This is a genomic window from Mesorhizobium sp. M0195, from assembly GCF_040322115.1.
Classification (GTDB): domain Bacteria; phylum Pseudomonadota; class Alphaproteobacteria; order Rhizobiales; family Rhizobiaceae; genus Mesorhizobium.
The window spans coordinates 219730-237161 of record NZ_JAMYSV010000002.1; the positions used below are offsets into that span (position 1 = coordinate 219730).

The 17432-nt window shown below is 63.7% G+C and carries 13 protein-coding genes; 3 read left to right on the top strand and 10 right to left on the bottom strand.

Going from position 1 to position 17432, the window contains the following annotated elements; translation table 11 throughout:
- Positions 1 to 314: 314 nt before the first annotated feature.
- The 8 genes from NKJ12_RS05895 to bglB form a co-directional block, all read right to left on the bottom strand.
- Positions 315 to 3443 carry a PAS domain-containing protein gene (locus tag NKJ12_RS05895; RefSeq protein ID WP_352701575.1) on the bottom strand — a complete coding sequence of 1043 codons (3129 nt, stop codon included), beginning with the start codon at positions 3441 to 3443 and terminating at the stop codon, positions 315 to 317.
- Between the two features lie 191 nt (positions 3444 to 3634).
- A complete protein-coding gene (locus NKJ12_RS05900; RefSeq protein WP_352505177.1) occupies positions 3635 to 4723 on the bottom strand; it encodes an ABC transporter ATP-binding protein in 1089 nt (362 codons plus the stop codon).
- 7 nt (positions 4724 to 4730) lie between these two features.
- Positions 4731 to 5783, bottom strand: a complete 1053-nt coding sequence (locus NKJ12_RS05905) for a carbohydrate ABC transporter permease (protein ID WP_352505178.1) — start codon at positions 5781 to 5783, stop codon at positions 4731 to 4733.
- On the bottom strand, positions 5780 to 6802 hold the full coding sequence (locus NKJ12_RS05910; RefSeq protein ID WP_502896023.1) for a carbohydrate ABC transporter permease: 1023 nt from the start codon (positions 6800 to 6802) through the stop codon (positions 5780 to 5782). The genes NKJ12_RS05905 and NKJ12_RS05910 overlap by 4 nt, the downstream gene beginning before the upstream one ends.
- Positions 6799 to 8067 carry an ABC transporter substrate-binding protein gene (locus tag NKJ12_RS05915; protein WP_352701576.1) on the bottom strand — a complete coding sequence of 423 codons (1269 nt, stop codon included), beginning with the start codon at positions 8065 to 8067 and terminating at the stop codon, positions 6799 to 6801. The genes NKJ12_RS05910 and NKJ12_RS05915 overlap by 4 nt, the downstream gene beginning before the upstream one ends.
- Before the next feature lie 87 nt (positions 8068 to 8154).
- Complete coding sequence (locus NKJ12_RS05920) at positions 8155 to 10674, bottom strand: hypothetical protein (protein WP_502899788.1); 2520 nt, start codon at positions 10672 to 10674, stop codon at positions 8155 to 8157.
- Entirely contained in the window at positions 10671 to 11501 is an 831-nt protein-coding gene (kduI, locus tag NKJ12_RS05925; protein ID WP_352701577.1) for a 5-dehydro-4-deoxy-D-glucuronate isomerase, read from the bottom strand. Before kduI ends, NKJ12_RS05920 begins: the two co-directional genes overlap by 4 nt.
- Positions 11501 to 12601 (bottom strand): beta-galactosidase BglB, encoded by a 1101-nt coding sequence (gene bglB / locus NKJ12_RS05930; RefSeq protein ID WP_352701578.1) that lies wholly within the window; start codon positions 12599 to 12601, stop codon positions 11501 to 11503. The genes kduI and bglB overlap by 1 nt, the downstream gene beginning before the upstream one ends.
- A 110-nt stretch (positions 12602 to 12711) precedes the next feature.
- On the opposite strand from bglB, the gene NKJ12_RS05935 reads away from it, so the two are divergent.
- Positions 12712 to 13779, top strand: coding sequence for a LacI family DNA-binding transcriptional regulator (locus tag NKJ12_RS05935; protein WP_352701579.1), 1068 nt, complete (start codon positions 12712 to 12714; stop codon positions 13777 to 13779).
- On the opposite strand, the gene NKJ12_RS05940 is transcribed toward NKJ12_RS05935, so the two are convergent.
- Together NKJ12_RS05940 and NKJ12_RS05945 are read right to left on the bottom strand one after the other, a co-directional pair.
- Positions 13764 to 14246 (bottom strand): flavin reductase family protein, encoded by a 483-nt coding sequence (locus NKJ12_RS05940; protein ID WP_352476703.1) that lies wholly within the window; start codon positions 14244 to 14246, stop codon positions 13764 to 13766. The two genes, NKJ12_RS05935 and NKJ12_RS05940, sit on opposite strands and share 16 nt — an antisense overlap.
- Positions 14246 to 15403, bottom strand: coding sequence for an LLM class flavin-dependent oxidoreductase (locus NKJ12_RS05945; protein ID WP_352476702.1), 1158 nt, complete (start codon positions 15401 to 15403; stop codon positions 14246 to 14248). The genes NKJ12_RS05940 and NKJ12_RS05945 overlap by 1 nt, the downstream gene beginning before the upstream one ends.
- A gap of 228 nt (positions 15404 to 15631) precedes the next feature.
- Here NKJ12_RS05945 and NKJ12_RS05950 point away from each other — a divergent pair, with 228 nt between their 5' ends.
- Both NKJ12_RS05950 and NKJ12_RS05955 read left to right on the top strand, forming a co-directional pair.
- Positions 15632 to 16288, top strand: a complete 657-nt coding sequence (locus NKJ12_RS05950; protein WP_352701580.1) for a GntR family transcriptional regulator — start codon at positions 15632 to 15634, stop codon at positions 16286 to 16288.
- Positions 16289 to 16348: 60 nt separating this feature from the next.
- Positions 16349 to 17422, top strand: coding sequence for a Gfo/Idh/MocA family protein (locus tag NKJ12_RS05955; protein WP_502905700.1), 1074 nt, complete (start codon positions 16349 to 16351; stop codon positions 17420 to 17422).
- Positions 17423 to 17432 lie beyond the last annotated feature (10 nt).

A 17432-nucleotide genomic window follows, 5' to 3' on the forward strand; every position in this document is an offset into this window, starting at 1 on the left:
CCCGGTCCGGATCGGTCCAACTCATGCGTTAACGCGAGCGTTGCGTTGGAATCGGTCTCGCCAAGTGAGTTGGGCGCTATCGTCATCGGGTGCCCCTGACGGACAAACAAAATCTGGAGATTGTCGGCGCTTCGTGTAGCACTTGTTCTTGATAGCTGGACTGGGCGGACGGACTCACGTCGCCACCCTAATCCCGCCATGCCCCAACCGCACCTCATGGAAATCCATGCATTGCACGCGGCGGCGCCCCTTCACCGAGAGCCGAAAAACCAAGCGCTTACTGAGCGCCGCCGGTGGCCGAGGTGTCGCCCGACTTATTGCGCAGCTTTCGCTTCAACCGGGAGAGTGAAGATGAATGTCGCCCCACGCGGCACGCTATTTTCCACCCAAAGGCGTCCGCCGTGAGACTCAATGATCGAACGGGAGATCGCGAGCCCCATGCCCATCCCGTTTCCTTTCGTTGTAAAGAACGGCTCGAATATCTTGTTAGGACGTTCGATACCCGGGCCTCGGTCGCTGACCTCGGTCTGGATCGTGTCCTCTATCCGGTGCACGCGCATCCCAAGAACCTTGTCGCCCGCGGTGGTGTCCATCGCCTCCATGCCGTTGCGAATGAGGTTGACCAGGACCTGCTGGATCTGGACGCGATCGAACGCAACCAGCGGAAGGTTGCTTTCGACGTCGATGTCCATGCGAACGCGACGCCGCATGGCTTCCTCGGCCATAAGGTCACGGGCTTCCGCAACGACGCTGGGGATCGGCGTACTGGTTCTCATTTCAAGCGAAGGTCTGAACAAGGCACGGATGCGGCTGACGACATCCGCCGCCGAGTTGGCGTCGCGGATGATGCGCTCGGCCGTGATCTTCGCGCGCTCGACGTTCGGGGGCTCGGCGGACAGCCAACGGTGGCATGCGTTCGAGTTGGCGACGATGGCGGCCAGCGGCTGGTTCACCTCATGAGCGATGGATGCGGAGAGTTCGGCAAGGCTCGCCGCCTGACTCGCACGCGCCAGTCTCTCTTGTGCCAGTCGAAGCTCCTCTTGTGTCCGCACCTCATTTTCGATGTCGAGGCAGATAACGTTCCACTGCACTATGGCGCCTTCAGCATTGCGCATCGGCGCGGCACGCGTCTCGACCCAGCGATATTCACCATCGAAGCGCCGCAGACGGTGCCGTCGCGCATACGGCTCGCCTGTGGACAGACAATGGGCATATCTTTCCTTGACACCTGTCAGGTCGTCGGGATGAACACCGGCGTCGAGTGTGCCAGCCAGCCGCGACTTTCCCGCTTCGTCCAATTCCTCAAGATTGTATCCGAGGAATTCGCGGAGCTGCTGGCTGCGGTATATCGGTTCGCCATCCGGCGCGGCGCAATCGATCATTGCCGGCAGCGTTTCAACGAGCTGCCAGAGAGCGCGTTCTCTCTCGCGCAGCGCCGCTTCGACGCGCAGCTGATCGTCGATGTCGTGCGTAAGACCGTACCACTGGACAATGCGTCCGCCGTGATCCCGCAGCGGCTCCGCGCGGCCCTCCATCCAACGATAAACGCCATCGGCACGGCGCAGGCGATACCTCATGAAGAAGCGCTCGCCGGTGGCAAAGCAGCTGTCGAGTGCTTCCTTCAGGCTGGCTGCATCGTCGGGATGGACGACGGTGGCAATGAAGGCCGCCAGCAGGCTCATGTCCGGCTTTTCCGCGTCCGCTATGTCCAGGCCGAGAAAATCTATCAGGCGCTTGTTGAAGAAGGTCGGCTCACCGTTGGGGGACAGCCGCCAGAGGTAGCTCGGAACCATGTTGACGAGTTGCGAGAGCTCTCGTTCCCGGTCGTGCAAAGCCGCTTGCGTGGTCACCAGGTCATGGATGTCGACGCTCACACCGTACCATTGGAGAATGCTGCCATCTTCGTCGCGCAGCGGCTCGGCGCGAGTCTCGGTCCAGCGATAGCCGCCGTCGGCCCGCCGTTGGCGATATCTCTGAACGTAAGGCACGCCCGTTGCGAATGAATGGCGGATCGCCTGCCGTGCGGTGTCGATATCGTCTGGATGGATGACGCTCAGCGACGGCGAGCCGTCCGGGGCCGTGATGTCATGGAGCGTGGCCCCGGTTACATCGGTGAACCGCTTGTTGACGTAGGATGGCGTCCCTTCCGGTGTCGTACTCCAGATCAAAGCGGGCACGGTGTCGATAAGCTGCTGAAGGCGCCGCTCACTTTTGCGCAACGCCGCCTGCGCACGCACCTCATCGTCGATGTCGAGAGAAACCCCGTACCACTGCACAACCGTTCCGTCGTCATCGCGCCGCGGCTCGACCCTGCACTCAGCCCAGCGATAGGTGCCGTCTTTTTCGCGCCAGCGAAACCGCATCGCGGAGCCGCCGCCAGTTTCGAAACAACTCAGCAACGTGCGCTGCACCTCGGGAGCATCTTCGGGATGAATCACCTCGTACAGCAACGTTTCGATTCCCGGCTCGCCGAGCGCGTCAAAGTTGGCGATAACGGAGCGGAAATGGTCCTGGTATCGCTTGTTGAAGTAGACCGGCCCGCCGGTCGGCATCACGCTCCAGATACGGACCGGCACGGCGTCGATCATGTGCCGAAGTTGTTGCTCGCTCTGCCGCAACGCCGCTTCGGCGTGCATCTGATCGTCTATATCGTGACAGAGGCCGTACCACTGGACGATGCGGCCGGCGTCATCGCGCATCGGCTCCGCCCGGCTCGACATCCAGCGATAGACGCCATCGGCACGGCGCAGGCGATAGCGCATGGCGAAGCTCGCACCGGTAGTGAAGCAACCGCGGAGTGCATCGCCGAATGCTGCCGCGTCGTCCAGATGAACGGCGGCCTGTATCATCGCCGCCAGCCGGCTCATGCCCGGTCGGTCCAGATCCGCTACGTCGAGGCCAAGAAAGTCAACCATGCGCCCATTGAAGAAGATCGGCTCGCCGTCGGGATCGAGCCGCCAGATGTGACTCGGGACCATATCCACGAGCTGCGAGAGTTCCCGCTCCCGGTCGCGCAATGCTGACTCGGCCCGCTTCTGGTCCTCAATGTCTATTGTCGTGCCGTACCATTGAATGATGCGCCCCTGGCTGTCGCGAAAAGGTCGTCCTGAGCTTCGAAACCAGCGATAGACGCCATCGGCGCGCCGCAGGCGATGCTCGGTATCGTAGGGATCGCCGGTTTCGAGGCAATGCCGCCATCTGGCGGCTACAGGATCATAATCGTCGGGATGGACAGCTCGACACCAGCTGAACTCATCGTTGTCTTCGGAGGTGTTGAGACCTTCATGCGTGTTGCCCATGAACGCCAGGGTATTTGGGCTGACATAGGTGAACCTTCCGATGGCATCGGCTGCCCACGCGTTGCCGGGCATGCTCTCGATGATTTGCAGCGCGAGCGTTGCTTCGGGGTCGATTTCGCCAAGTGAGTCGGATGCTGCTGTCATTGGCTTCTCCTGTCGGACAAAAAAGCCTGGGGAGGGTCAGCGCTTGATATAGCACTTGTTTTCAATATCTGGACAGGCGAACTCACCGCCTAAATCTAGTTCCGCCATGCCTCGGCTGCATCTCATGGAAATCCATGTATTGCGCGGAGATATCGCCGCTACGAGGCCCCTAACGATGGCCTTGCGTGAGGCTAACGCGGTGGAACGCGCAGCCCGGCGGCATCGAAGAGATGCATGCGCTCCGGCGGCAGAGCGAGGTTGATCGGCGGCCCTTGCGTTTCAACGCCCTGCTGCTTGAGAACGGCGATCAGTTTGCTGTCGCCGGCAATGGTGGCGTGGACAACGGTTTCCGGTCCCAACGCCTCGGCCAGCGTTACCCGCGCTTCCACCGATCCCTTGCTGCCATTCGAAAGTTGGATGTCGTGTGGCCGGATGCCAAGCGTCGCGTCGTCTCCCGGTTTCAGCGCGACCCCATCGGCCGGGATCGAGGCTGAGAGCCCGCCTGGACCTTCGACACGCACCTCGGCGCCGCTTGCCGAACGCACCTTCACCGGCAGCAGGTTCATCCGCGGCGCGCCGATGAAGCCGGCGACGAACAGGTTGGCCGGCGCGTTGTAGAGATCGAGCGGCCGGCCGACCTGTTCGATCCGCCCCGAGCGCATGACCACGATGCGGTCCGCCAGCGTCATCGCCTCGATCTGGTCATGGGTGACGTAGATCATCGTGGTTGCCAGCCGCCGGTGCAGGCCCGCCAGTTCAGCGCGCATGGTGATGCGCAGTTCGGCATCGAGGTTGGACAGCGGTTCATCGAGTAGAAAGGCGGTCGGATTGCGCACCACCGCACGGCCGATCGCCACGCGCTGCTTCTGGCCGCCCGACAGTTGACCGGGCCGGCGGTCGAGATAGGGAGCGATTTCCAGCATGCGCGTCGCTTCCGTGATCCGCGCGTCGATCTCGGCTTTGGGCATACGGATGTTTTCGAGGCCGAAGGCGAGGTTCTGGCGCACGCTCATGTGCGGGTAGAGCGCGTAAGACTGAAACACCATTGCCAGACCGCGCTGTGCGGCCGAAACGTTGGTGACGTCGACCCCGTCGATCTCGATCTTGCCGTCGGTCGGTCGATCGAGCCCGGCAATCAGCCGCAGCAACGTGGACTTGCCGCAACCCGACGGGCCGACGAGGACCAGCATCTCGCCGTCACCGACGTCGAGGTTGATGCCGTGCAAGATCTTCATCTTGCCGTAAGCGCGATCGATGTTGGTCAGCGTTATCCGTCCCATGACATCCTCACTTCAGCCCGGTGCCGGCAATGCCGGAAGTGATGTAACGCTGCAGGAAGACGAAGACGAGGACGACGGGGATCATCGTCACCACGGTCATCGCCAGGATGTAGTGCCACTGCACGTTTAGCTGGCCGGCATAGGTATTGAGGCCGACCTGGAGTGTGTAGAGTTCCTTGCGCGACAGCACCACCAGCGGCCACAGAAAGTCGTTCCAGCGCCAGACGACCGAGAAGATCGCCAGCACGGCGAGCGCCGGTGCTGCAAGCGGCAACACGATGCGCCAGTAGATCTGCCATTCGGAAGCGTTGTCCATGCGCGCCGCATCGAGCAGCTCGTCGGGGATGGTCAGCATGTATTGGCGCAGCAGGAAGACGCCGGTTGGCGTCGCCACGGTCGGCAAGATCACGCCCCACAGCGAATCGAGCAGCCCAACGGCGCCCACCACCGAATAGAGCGGCACCAGGATGACCGACAGCGGCACCATCAGCGTACCGACGATAACAAGCATCGTCAGATCGCGACCGCGGAACTTGTATTTCGACAAGGCGAAGGCGGCCATCGAATTGGTGAGCAGCGTGATCAGCGTCGCCATTGCCGTCACAAAAATCGAATTGCGCAGATAGCGCAGGAAGTCGAAATGGACGAAGGGCTCGGTGTAGTTCTCCGTCGCGAAGCCGATTTCGCGCACCGGCTGCCGGTCGGCGATGTTGATCTTGACGACATCGTTCGGCGCCTGCGGGTCCACCATCTGCGCCATGATGCCGATGCGCCGCACCTCGGCCAGCACCTTGGTCGAACCATCCGGCAACTTCACCCTGTATAGGGCCAGCGGCTTGTCGTAGCCTTCGACCGTCGCCTGTTGGCTGACATAAGGCATTATGGTCGGCGGGAACTCGGCGAGCTGTGCCGGCGTCTTGAATGACGAACCCACCAGCCAGACGGCCGGGCCGAACATGATGACAACACCGCCGAGCAGCCACAGCCAGCTCACGATATCCGTCCAGTGCCAGCCGCGACCGCCGCGCCGGCGGGTCAGGAATGTCACGACCCGGCTCATTCGCGGGCTCCTTTCCGCTCACCCCGGCGTCCGACCTGCAGCTGAACCAAGGTGAGCACGACCAGCACCAACCCCATCAGGATCGAAGCCGCCGAAGCCAGCCCCGGATTGCGCAACAGGGAGGCGAAGCCGATCTCATAGATGTACTGCGTGATATAGAGGGTCGAGGTTCCCGGCCCTCCACCCGTCAGCACATAGACTTCGTCGAAGATCTGCACGGCGCGGATCAGCGTCAGTACGATGACGACAAGCAGATTCGGCATCAGCAGCGGCAGCGTGATGCGCCAGAACACCCGCGCCGGCTTCGTGCCGTCCATCTCGGCCGCTTCGTAAAGGTCGCGCGGGATCGCCTGCAATCCGGCAAGCAGGATGAGCGTGTAAAAGCCCATATGTGCCCAGACCGAAACGCTGACGGCGGCGGTGAAAGCCCAGAAACGGTCCGTCAGCCAGTTGTGCGGCTCGCCGCCCAGATCATGGACGATCAGGTTGAGCAGGCCTTGGCGCTGCAGGATCCAACGCCAGATCAGGCCGGTGACGACAGGCGACAGCAGCACCGGAAAGAAGAACACCGCGCGCCAGAAGCTGCGCCCGACGATCTCGCGGTTGAGGATCAGCGCTGTCGCCATCGACACGGCCGTCATCAGCGCCACCTGCACGACGACGAACAGGCCCGTATTGTGCACGGCCTTCCAGAAGAGATCCTCGTGGCAAGTGGCAGTGTCCAGGTAGTTGCCGCAATCGAGCAGGCGGCGGTATTGCTCGAGCCCCACATAGGTTCGGTCCTGCAGGAAGTAGGCCGTTCCCGACGTGGCCGAATAGAAGAAGTTGATGATCATCGGCACCAGGACGAAAATGCCGAAGATCGCCATGTTTGGCGCGAGGAAGAACGCGGCCATGCCACCGGTGCCCGTCGCGCGCTGCCAGAACTTCAGCGGCACGTTGACGATCGATGCCAGCCAGACGACTGGCGCCGCGAGCGCGGCGCCAGTCCATGCCTTTAGTGTCGCGGCGGCGGTCACTTCGCCTCGGCAACCTTGTCGGCGATATCCTGGTCGATTCTGCCCCAGGCATCGTCGAGGCTGAGTTCGCCGGCCATCACTTGGCTGACGCGCGTCACCAGCGCGGCGAAGTAAGCGTTGGCCCACTTCCACGGCGGCAGCGCATCGGCCGCCGGCAGGGTTTCACCCGCCGCCTTGACGAACTTGTCGAGCGCCGGACCGACGTTCTTGTCGGCCGAGACCCATTTCAGCCCGCCCTTGTCTACGACGCCCTTGTGCGCGGGCAGAAACAGCGTGCGCTCGCTGAATTCTTTCACCACGTCTTCACGGGCCAGATAATCCATGACCTTGGCGACGTCCTTGGGATTCTTGGTGTATTTGATGGCAACCAGCGCCGCGCCGCCCTTCACGCCCGAACATCCTGCGGTACCGCAGGGCGAGCCGGTTGCCACCCAGTCGAAACTATCGCCGATCTTGGTCGACAGATTGGCGACCTGCCAGCTGCCCGAATAGTAGAACGGGATCTGGGCGTTGATGAAGTCGTCGGCGGCCGCGCGATAGGTCGAGCCTGCCGCCGACACCCAGGTATCCTTCAGCATCAGGCCCTTGGCGGTCCAGTCGACGAGCTTGCCGACGAACGCCTTGGTGCCGTCGTCCACTTTCGCCGGCATGCCATCGGGGCCGATATAGTTCGCTCCGAAGGAGACATTCGGACCCGAAATGCGGTGACCGGAACGGTCGATGGCGAAGGCAGCCGGAAGCTGCTGGCTCTTCGCCACCTCGGCGGCGGCGGCGATCCAGTCGTCCCAGGTCGCTTTGTCACCGGGCAGCGGCACGCCGGCCTGTTCGAACAGCGTCTTGTTGGCGAAGCCGCCAGTGAGCGTGAGCTGGGTCATGAAACCCGGGATGGCGTTGGAGCCATCGGGGCGCATCCAGTCCAGCGTGTCAGCGAAATTGGCCTCCCAATATTTCGGATCGGCCACCAGTGGCCTGAGATCGAGCCAGTGCTGGGCAAGCTCCTTGATGTTCGTGACGCGAGCGATGTCCGGCCCCTGGCCGGCTTCGAGCTGGATGGGCAGCTGCTCCTGGATCACCTTGTAGGCGACGTTGTCGAGCGTGACGTGGATCTCGGGATTGTCCTTCATGAAGCGGTTCAGAATGTCCTGGATGACATCGCCCTCGACACCGTCCGAATACCACATGATGCGCACGTCACCGGCAAACGCGCTGGTCGATGCGAGCAGACTGACCGATAGCGCGGCCAGCAAAGTGCGGGTCTTATTCATGCTTGGTCTCCTCCTTTAGCGGGGCGGCGCCCCGATGGTTCAAGCGGCCACGCCCTCTCCTCTTGAGCGTCGCAGCCGATTTCCTCCCTACTCTCTTTGCTTCATGCGCATCGCCTCACCGCGCACGGTCCAATTGGCCGGATCGAGTGTACGTCCCTCAGCCACAATCCTTGCGTCGGCCAGGAAATGCACCGTGCCGTACTCCGGATCCTCGGCGGTCAACTCGCCGTCTGGACCCGACCGCACAGACAGGCCGGCAAAGGCGCCCGCCCACGCGTCGAGCGCCGGCAGATTGGCATTCCGATCACCGAGGCGGACGATCCATGTCGTCCTGCGTCCCGCCGCCCGCAACTCGTTGCCGGCGGTCGGGCCGGCCACGACCTGCGTGAGCGGAACATCCGTCTTCAACATGACGAAGGCGTCGCCAGATTGCGCGAGCGCCCGATCGCCACCCACTTGCACGGCATCGAAGGCACTTGCGGGGAACCAGGCGTGTGAAAAGTCGGGCTGTTCATCCGAGCAGGAGAAGCTGACTATGGCGAGGTCGCGGTATTGGTGAAGCCGGGGCAAAGTGCCTGAGCCGCCCCAATATGATGGTCTGCCATATCCCGACTGCAGCACTTCGCCGGGGTGGTTGATCCAGATCTGCGCATCCGGATTCTTGCCCAGCCGGGCGTGAATGACGGTTTCCTGATAGCCCCATTGGTTCCAGCGGTAGCCAGCGGCGCTGCCCATCGCATGGTTGCGCGTCTTATAGTGGTAGAGCCGCGCGAAGCGGTCTTGTCCCTGCGCGAAAGTCCATTCCCACGCCGTATCGTCGGTGAGGGAAGCAATTGCAGCCAACCCATCGGGAACGCTCAAATCGTGATCCCGCAGACAGAGTGCCAGCTGCGGCAGCGCGTGAAAGCGCATGCCGTAATTGCCCTTGCCCCAAAGCATGCGGCAGATGCCGGATAATTCCAGGGAACGCGCGGCGCGCAGCGTGTGCTCATAGGAGCGGCCCTGCGCCCCGGTGAGAATGCCGCGGTGCGCCGAGCGGGCGACGAGTTCAAGCAGGCGTATGATTGCCTTGCCGACACGTTCGGCGATGTCCTTGTCCGGGGCCAGCGCGTAGAGCGCGCACAGGCCCTTGAGGTCGATCGGGAAATAAGGCGCCGAGTTGAACTCGGCCATCTCCCATGCCTCGAAATGGTCGAGCCAGGCGCGTACACGCGCGGCTCCAACCGCGGACTGTTCGCGGCCAAGGCGGCCCGACCGCACGAACCGCACATCAGGCAACAGGCCCCCGGCAATATAGGCGGCGGTGTGGAAGAGCAGCGCGTGGTTCTCGGAGAAGTACCACTGCACATCATTGCCGGGCTCGTCCATCCAGTAGCGATAGCCGAGGATGGCGTTGTCGACGCGCGCGCGCAGGCTCGCTTCCAGCCGATCGCCATAGGCCTTGCGGCACCACAGCAGCGGCACCAGGATGAAGTCGGCGCAATCGTGACAATCCTCGATCGCCGGCAGCGTGCCGGAGATCATGGCGTCGGTCTCGGCGCCCTGCCGCCCGATCGCCAGGCGCGCCAGCGCGCGCACGGTGTCGGCCTCGGCGTGACCGGCGACCTCGCGCAGGGCTTCATCTATACGCGCGGTAAGCGTTTCCGGCGCATCGCCCTGACGGCGCGCGTGGCATATCTCGACGCCGAAGACACGCGATACGGAATGGTCTGCGACCGTCAGCGCCACCTTGAAATGGCGAAAGTCGGCCGGCAGCTGCTCGGTATCGGCGATCGGCAGCCGCGTCTGGCCCGCCGGCAGATCGAAGGCGAAGCGCACCGGCGTCTCGATCGACATGAAATCGCCTTCGATCTCGATCTCGACTTGCGCGTCGCGCGGCAGGGCCACGCCGGTGACGAGCGCCACCTCGCCGCCGTCATAGGCGGGACGGTCGAAATGCATGTCGTCAAGGGCTGCTTCCATCGCATCGGCAACGCCGCTCTCGACTTCGATCGGCAGTGCCACCGAAGCAGCCGGACCGGATAGATAATCGAGCTGGAAATAGTAGCGGGCGTCGCGCTCTGCGAGATCGTCGAACCATATCCGGACGTCGTTGCGGCCGGCCTTCAGCGCGATCTTGAAATGCTCTGCACTTTCCAGATTGCGGCCGTAGGGCGCCATCCAGCCGGCTTCCTCGCCATTGGCAAAGAGTGTGGCGCCGCCGCATGTGCGCAGCCGCACCAGCGCCTCGCCAGTCGAGGCCGCCTCGATGGTGGTCTCGGCCCAGGTTCCAAGCACCGTCGGCCGGAACCAGAAGCCCGATAGGTCGATGCGCGGCGAGGCGAAGGGCAGCCAGATGCGCTCGGCGCCGAATTCGGCGCTGACCTGTGGTCGCTTGCCGCGTCGTTCCGCTGCGAACTGCGCGCGGCACGGATATTCATGGGGAATGAAATTCTTGTGCTTGGTCAGGAAGAAGAAGGGATCCATCTCGCCTTGCATGGGCTGGTCGGCCACGTCGTAGCGTTGCTCGGCGATAGACCCGAGCCGCCAATAGACGATTGGCTGCCCCGCCATGAGCGGCCGGCGCAGCGTAAAGTCCGTCCGAACGCTTTGCGCGGCCTCGCTCATCGCAAATCCTTCACGGCAACTGGATCGACATCGGTGTAGGCCTGGTTCTCGCCGGTCATGCCCCAGACGAAGGCATAGGGGCCGGTCCCGGCACCCATATGGATAGACCAGGCAGGCGACAGGACGACGTCGCCGTCAGCGACCATCAGGTGGCGCGTCTTGTCTGGCCGGCCCATCAGATGGATTACACGGTCGGCCTCGGCGAGGTCGAAATAGCAATAAGCTTCCATGCGCCGCTCATGCAGATGCGGCGGCATGGTGTTCCACACACTGCCCGGCGCGAGGTCGGTGATCCCCATCAGCAAGAGGCAGGACGGGGCCACTTCGGGATGGATGTACATACGCAGCGTGCGCCTGTTCGCGCGGGCCTCCTCGCCGAGCACAAGCGGCCTGGCTTCGCTGCTGACGATGAGACGGTGCGCAACATCGGCGCCGGCCGGCACCGAGTTCATGTAGAAGCGTGCCGGCCTCTCCGGATCGTCGCTCTCCAGCGTCACCTCACGCGCTCCACGTCCGACATAGACGATGTCGCGGTTAGCCACGTGAAAGCGCCGGCCGTCCACCGCGACCGTGCCATTGCCGCCGAGATTGGCGATGCCCATCTCGCGCGCGTCAAAGAAGAGCGGGGTGCCGACTTCGGCCCCGTTGCCGAATGCCAGCGGGTTGGCCAGCGGCATCGCGCCACCGAAGATCATGCGGTCGACATGGGTGTAGACGAATTCGATCGCGCCAGGCCGGAACAAGCCGTCGACGAGGAACTCGGCCCTCAGCCGGTCCGTGTCCATGCCGGCAATATCGCCCGGCGACGCGCCATAGAGCGTCCGCATCACGCCGCCTCCACCTTCGACTGCAGATGCCGCGCCCCTTCGGTCAGGCACAGAATGGCCAGCGCCTGCCCGTAGCCCGTCGGATGGATGGGTATATCGCGATAGAACTGCAGGTCGGCGCCCATGCGTGTGCCATAGGACACGTTCGCCACCACACCTTTGTCATCGATGTTGGCCACCACGGCTTCCAAGGCGCGGAGGCCGGCGGCACGGCACTCTGTCGAGCCGATTCCGAGCCGCGCGGCCTTCATCAACCCGTAGCCGAAGCCGGCCGTGGCGGAAATCTCCTCGTAAGACATCGGGTCGTCGAGCAGAGTGTGCCATGCGCCCGAACCTGCCTGCACCTCGAGCAGGGCGTTGATCTGCGTGTCCAGCACGCCGAGCAGATAGGCCCGGACCGAAGGTGCAATTTCGGCGAACTCCACCAGTTCGAGAATACCGACGGTAATCCAGGCATTGCCTCTCGCCCAACGCGCACGGGCGAAATTGTGCCGTCCCGCGAACGTCCAGCCGTGAAACCACAGCCCTGATGCCGGGTCAGCGAGATAACGGGCGTGAACCAGGAATTGCCTTTCTGCTTCCTCGACGAAGCGACGCTGGCCGGCAGCCTGGCCGTAGGATGCGAGGAACAGCGCCACCATGAACAGCGTGTCGTCCCACAATTCGTCGTCGTTGACCCGGTCCGAAACATCATGCTGGAAACCGCCTTCGGGCGTCCGCGGCAAGGCGATGACTACCTGCTCGGCCCATTCGCGCAGGACCGGCTCGAAGCGCGGCTGGCGCCGCCGTCGCCACAATTCGCTTAGCGCCAGCAGAGGCGCGGTGGTGTTGACGTTCATCGCCGGGAGACCGGCAGCGATGCGTCGATCGTACCAGGTCTCGATCGTCTGCAGCAGCCGATCGTCGCCGGTCTGCGCCCACAGCCGAACCAGCCCGTAGAGCCCCACGCCTTGTGGCCATTCCCAGCTGTCGAAGCTGACATAGTCGCCCGGCGTGCCGTCGAGATTAGGCTCATGGAACCGCCCGTCATGACGCAAGCCGGTCATGCCCGCCACGAGGCTGGCAAGCGCGGAATTCAGGCGTTCGGCCGATAGCGGCATCACTCCTCCCGTTTCTCCCGCTTCATCAGAACTGTTTCACAGCCATTTTTCTTGCGCAATCTGAAAATTTTTGCATTAATCGGATGACTTTGCCGGAGATAACGAAGCGGATGAATATCCAGGGCAAGCGCGGCCGCCCCAGCCGCCGCATTCGACTTGAGGAGATCGCGGCGCGTTGCGGCGTGTCGGTCAGCACCGCCTCCCGTGCGCTGAGCGGCGTCGGCGGCGTGAGGGATGAGCTTCGCACCAGGATCATCGAAACGGCGAAGTCGATGAACTACGCCATTCCCGCCTCGGTTGCCGGCCGCAAGGTCATCCTGGCCGCAAGCAGCGTGGCAATGGTGGACAGTGCCCGCAATCAGTTCACCTACCATGTCCTTGATGGACTGAACGAGCGTGCCCGGTTGCTGGGCGTCGAACTGGTGACCCGGCCGGTTTCGGCGCCCGAGGACGAAATCGCGCTGCTGCGTGAATCCGAGCGCGACGACAGCGTCGCCGGTTGCCTGTTTCTGACGCTGGACGATGACGATGTGCTGACGCTGACAGCCGGCTTCGCTAAGCCGATCGTGCTCGTCAACGGCGACGATCCCTCGATGCGCCATTCGAGCGTGACGCCCTGCAATCGCTCTGGCGCCATGCTTGCCGCGCAGCATCTGATCGGCCTTGGCCACCGCCGCATCCTGTTCCTGATGCGGCGTGGCCGGCGCACAATCGAGCGGCGCTATGAAGGTTGGCGCGACGCGCTGATCACGGCCGGCATTGCCGGCTTCGACGACTTTGTGGTCGAGGTGCAGGACTGGCTGCCGGAACTTGCGAGCAGAGCCGTGACCAAGCGCATCGCGGCCCGCGGCCTCGATTTCACCGCCGTGCTGACGGCCGGCGACAGCCTGGCGTTTGGTGCCATCGCCGGCGTCCAGGAGGCCGGATATTCGGTGCCTGGCGATGTGTCCGTGGTCGGTATGGACGACTTGCCGCTCGCTGCCTTCTGCAACCCGCCGCTGACGGCGATGCACATTCCCATGCGCGAGATCGGATCGGCAGCACTTAGCCTGCTGCTCGACGACATGGCCCATTCGGGGTCGCCGCCGCGCCGCGTCGAGCTTGCCTGCAATCTCGTGGTGCGCCAGTCGACGGCACCAGCCCGGAGCGGCGCCGGCGGTCATCAACTGGCCTCTTGAGCGCGCGACTTGCCGCCAGCAAAGAGCAACGGCAAACCCTCTTGCGTCTCCAGTTCAAGGACACGTCCAAGCAGGATCATATGGTCGCCAGCCGGAAAGCGGTCGGCGACGCTGCATTCGAACCGCGCCAGTGCGCGCGGCAGCAATGGCACGCCGTGCTCGCTCCACGACAGGTCAAGATCGGCAAAGTCCGTCCCCGACTTCGAAAAACGCCAGCACAGATCGATTTGATCTTCCGCCAGCACGTGAATGGCGTAGTGCGCGGAATTAGCGAAGGCTTCGAACCGGCGCGAGTGGCGGCCGATTGACCAGAGCACCAGCGGCGGATCGAGCGACACGGATGAGAAGCTGTTGGCAGTGATTGCGACCGGGCCGTCGGCCGTGCCAGTGGTGACGACCGTGACGCCGGTGGCGAAGCGCCCGAAGGCATTGCGCAAAAGGCGTCGATCGCACACGACATGCTCCATCAGCGGCGCTCCCCCGTTCCCAGTGGTGTCGCTGGAATCCGTTCCGGCACCCGGCCATAGGCGTGCGGGAGCGAGCATGTCTTGAGCTGGGGCAGCACCTTGGTGCCGAAATGGCGCGCCTCGTCGAGATGCGGGTAGCCGGAAAAGATGAAGGCGCGGATCCCCATCTTCATATACGCCTCGATTTCCGACAGAACCTGATCGGTCGAGCCCACCAGCGCCGCGCCGCAGCCAGAGCGCGCTCGCCCGACGCCCGTCCACAGATGCGGCTCGACATAGCCTTCGGCATCGGCGATCTGGCGGTTCCTGGCCTGGTGCGATACGCCGAGCGATCGGGCGTCGAGCGCGCGCTCGCGGATCGCCCTGCCCTGCTCGTCGTCCAGCTTCGAAACCAGCTCCCGGGCATATTCCTTTGCCTCGGCCTCGGTGTCGCGCACGATCATGTGGACGCGCAGGCCGTAATCGAGCGTCCGCCCATGGCGCTCGGCGCGTTCGTGGACGGCTTTCATGCGGCCGGCAAGTTCCACCCTGGTTTCAGGCCACATCAGGTAGACGTCGCACTGTTCGGCGCAAAGCTCGAGTGCGTCGGGCGAATAACCGCCGAAATAGAGCAGCGGACCGCCGTTTTGCTGATAGGGCTTCGCCGGCGCCGTCGAGAGCCCCTTGAAACGATAGACCTCGCCCTCGAAATCGATGCTGTCCCTGGTCCAGGCCTGGCGCAGTATCTGCACCACCTCGCGCGAACGCTGATAACGGTAGGCGCTGTCGGCTGTCTCGCCCGGAAAGTCGGACGAAATGATGTTCACCGTCAGCCGGCCTTCCAGCATGTGATCCAGCGTCGCAATCGTGCGCGCCAGCATGATCGGCTGCATCTCGCCGCAGCGCACAGCGGCGAGCAGATTGATCTTCGAGGTGATCGGCGCACAGCCGGCAACGAAGCTCAGCGTGTCCTGGCCGACCTGATAGGACGACGGACACAAGATGTTGCGGAAACCGAGTTCCTCGGACGTCTTCACGATCTCGGAGCAATGCGCCCAGCTTGAGCGCAGCGCGCCGTCCGGAACGCCGAGATATCGATAGTCGTCCGAGCAGAGTGCGGCGAACCACGAGACTTCGGCAGCTTCGAGATCCGGCGAGGTGATTGGGACGATGCTCATTGCTACTCTTCAGAAAAGACGTCCGGGCCACTCTTCAATGACCTCAGGAGCTGCGAATGGGGCTTGCGTAGCATTCGTTTTTGTGTAGATCAATACTGTATCAATTTTGGAGCCAAACCCGAAACCGGGATGCGATTGGAACACCGGATGCATTTGACAAGGGCGGACCCCGGCCACCGATCCAGCCAGATGCGCGGCCCCTTGCCTGTGCACTTGCAGACCAGCGAAATGCTGATCCGCGAAATCGCGGCCGGACGGCTGGCCGACGGGGCGCGGCTGCCGCCCGAGCGCGCGATGGCCGCGAGCCTCGGGATTGCCGTCGGCACGCTCAGGCGGGCGCTGGCAGATTTGACCGAAAAGGGCCTTCTCGACCGCATCCAGGGCTCGGGTAACTATGTGCGGACGCGCGGCGACTTGCTCGGGATCTATGCTTTCTTTCGCCTGGAGCGTATCGGTGGCGGCGGCCTGCCGAGCGCCGACGTGCTATCCGTCGAGCGACTGCCCAAGCCAGCCGACCTGCCGAAATTCGGCAGCGCCGGCGAAGCCCATCGTATACGCCGGCTGCGGCGGCTCGACGGCGAGCCGGCCGCGGTCGAGGAGATCTGGCTCGACGTCAGCCGCGCCGAGCGGCTCAAGCGCGAGGACCTGTCGGAATCCCTCTATCTCCACTACCGGCTCGCGCTCGGCTTTTCGATCGTTCGCGCCGAAGACCATGTCGCCGTCGCGCCTGCGCCGGACTGGGCCCCGCTCGAGTTCAGGCCACCGCCGGGGACGGTCGTGGGTTTCATAGAACGTATCGCCTGGGCCGGCGACGGCGCCAGCGCGGAATATTCCCGCAGCTGGTTCGATCCGGGCGCGGCGCGGTACGTCACACGTTTCAGATAGGCCGGAGCAAGAGGCAGCGTGACCAGATCATCGATCGGCTACGGCATCATCGGCTGCGGCATGATGGGCCGCGAGCATATCCGCAACATCGCTCTGTTGCCCGACGCGCATGTGGCCGCGATCTTCGAGCCGGACCCCGGCATGTTGGCGGCGTCACTGGCGGCGGCGTCAGGCGCGCGATCGGCGGCATCGATCGCCGAGCTGCTGGCGATGGACGAGGTGGACTGCATCTTGATTGCCAGCCCCAACCACCATCACCTCAGTCAGATGGAGGAGATCGCCGCACTTCGACCACTGCCGGTGCTGGTGGAAAAGCCGCTCTTCACCGCGGCCGCCGACGAGAGGCGGATCGCGGCGTTGAAAGCTCGGCTTCCGCTCGTCTGGGTGGCCATGGAATACCGCTATATGCCGCCCGTCGCCGCCTTCGTCGAGCAGGCGCGCCACGCCACCGGCGGCATCCGCATGCTGACGGTCCGCGAGCACCGCTTCCCGTTTCTGGCCAAAGTCGGCGACTGGAACCGCTTCAACCGCAACACCGGCGGCACGTTCGTCGAGAAGTGCTGCCACTTCTTCGACCTGATGCGGCTGATCCTCGGATCGGACCCCGTCCGCGTGATGGCGAGCGCTGGACAGGCCGTAAACCACCTCGACGAACGCTATGGCGGTGAGAGGCCGGATATCCTTGACCATGGCTATGTGCTGGTTGATTTCGCGAGCGGCGCGCGCGCCATGCTGGAACTGTGCATGTTTGCCGAGAGCAGCCGCTACCAGGAGGAACTCTGCGCTGTCGGTGGCGACGGAAAGATCGAATGTCTGGTGCCCGGCCCAGGCCGGTTCTGGCCGACCCACCTTGGCCCTGCGCCAGTGCCCCAGTTGATCGTCAGTCCGCGCAATCCGCCTGGACCGCGACTGCTGGAGATTCCCGTTGACCCCCGGCTGCTCGAGGCAGGCGACCATAACGGTTCGACCTATTTCGAGCACGCCCGCTTCACCGCTGCGGTGCGCGGACAAGGCAAAGTGGAAGTGACCTTGCAAGACGGCTGGTGGGCCGTCGTCATGGGTCTTGCCGCCGAGAGATCGGCCCGCGAAGGCCGCGCCATCGAACTCGCCGGTGAATTCGCATTGCCGACCTAAGGCTAACCAC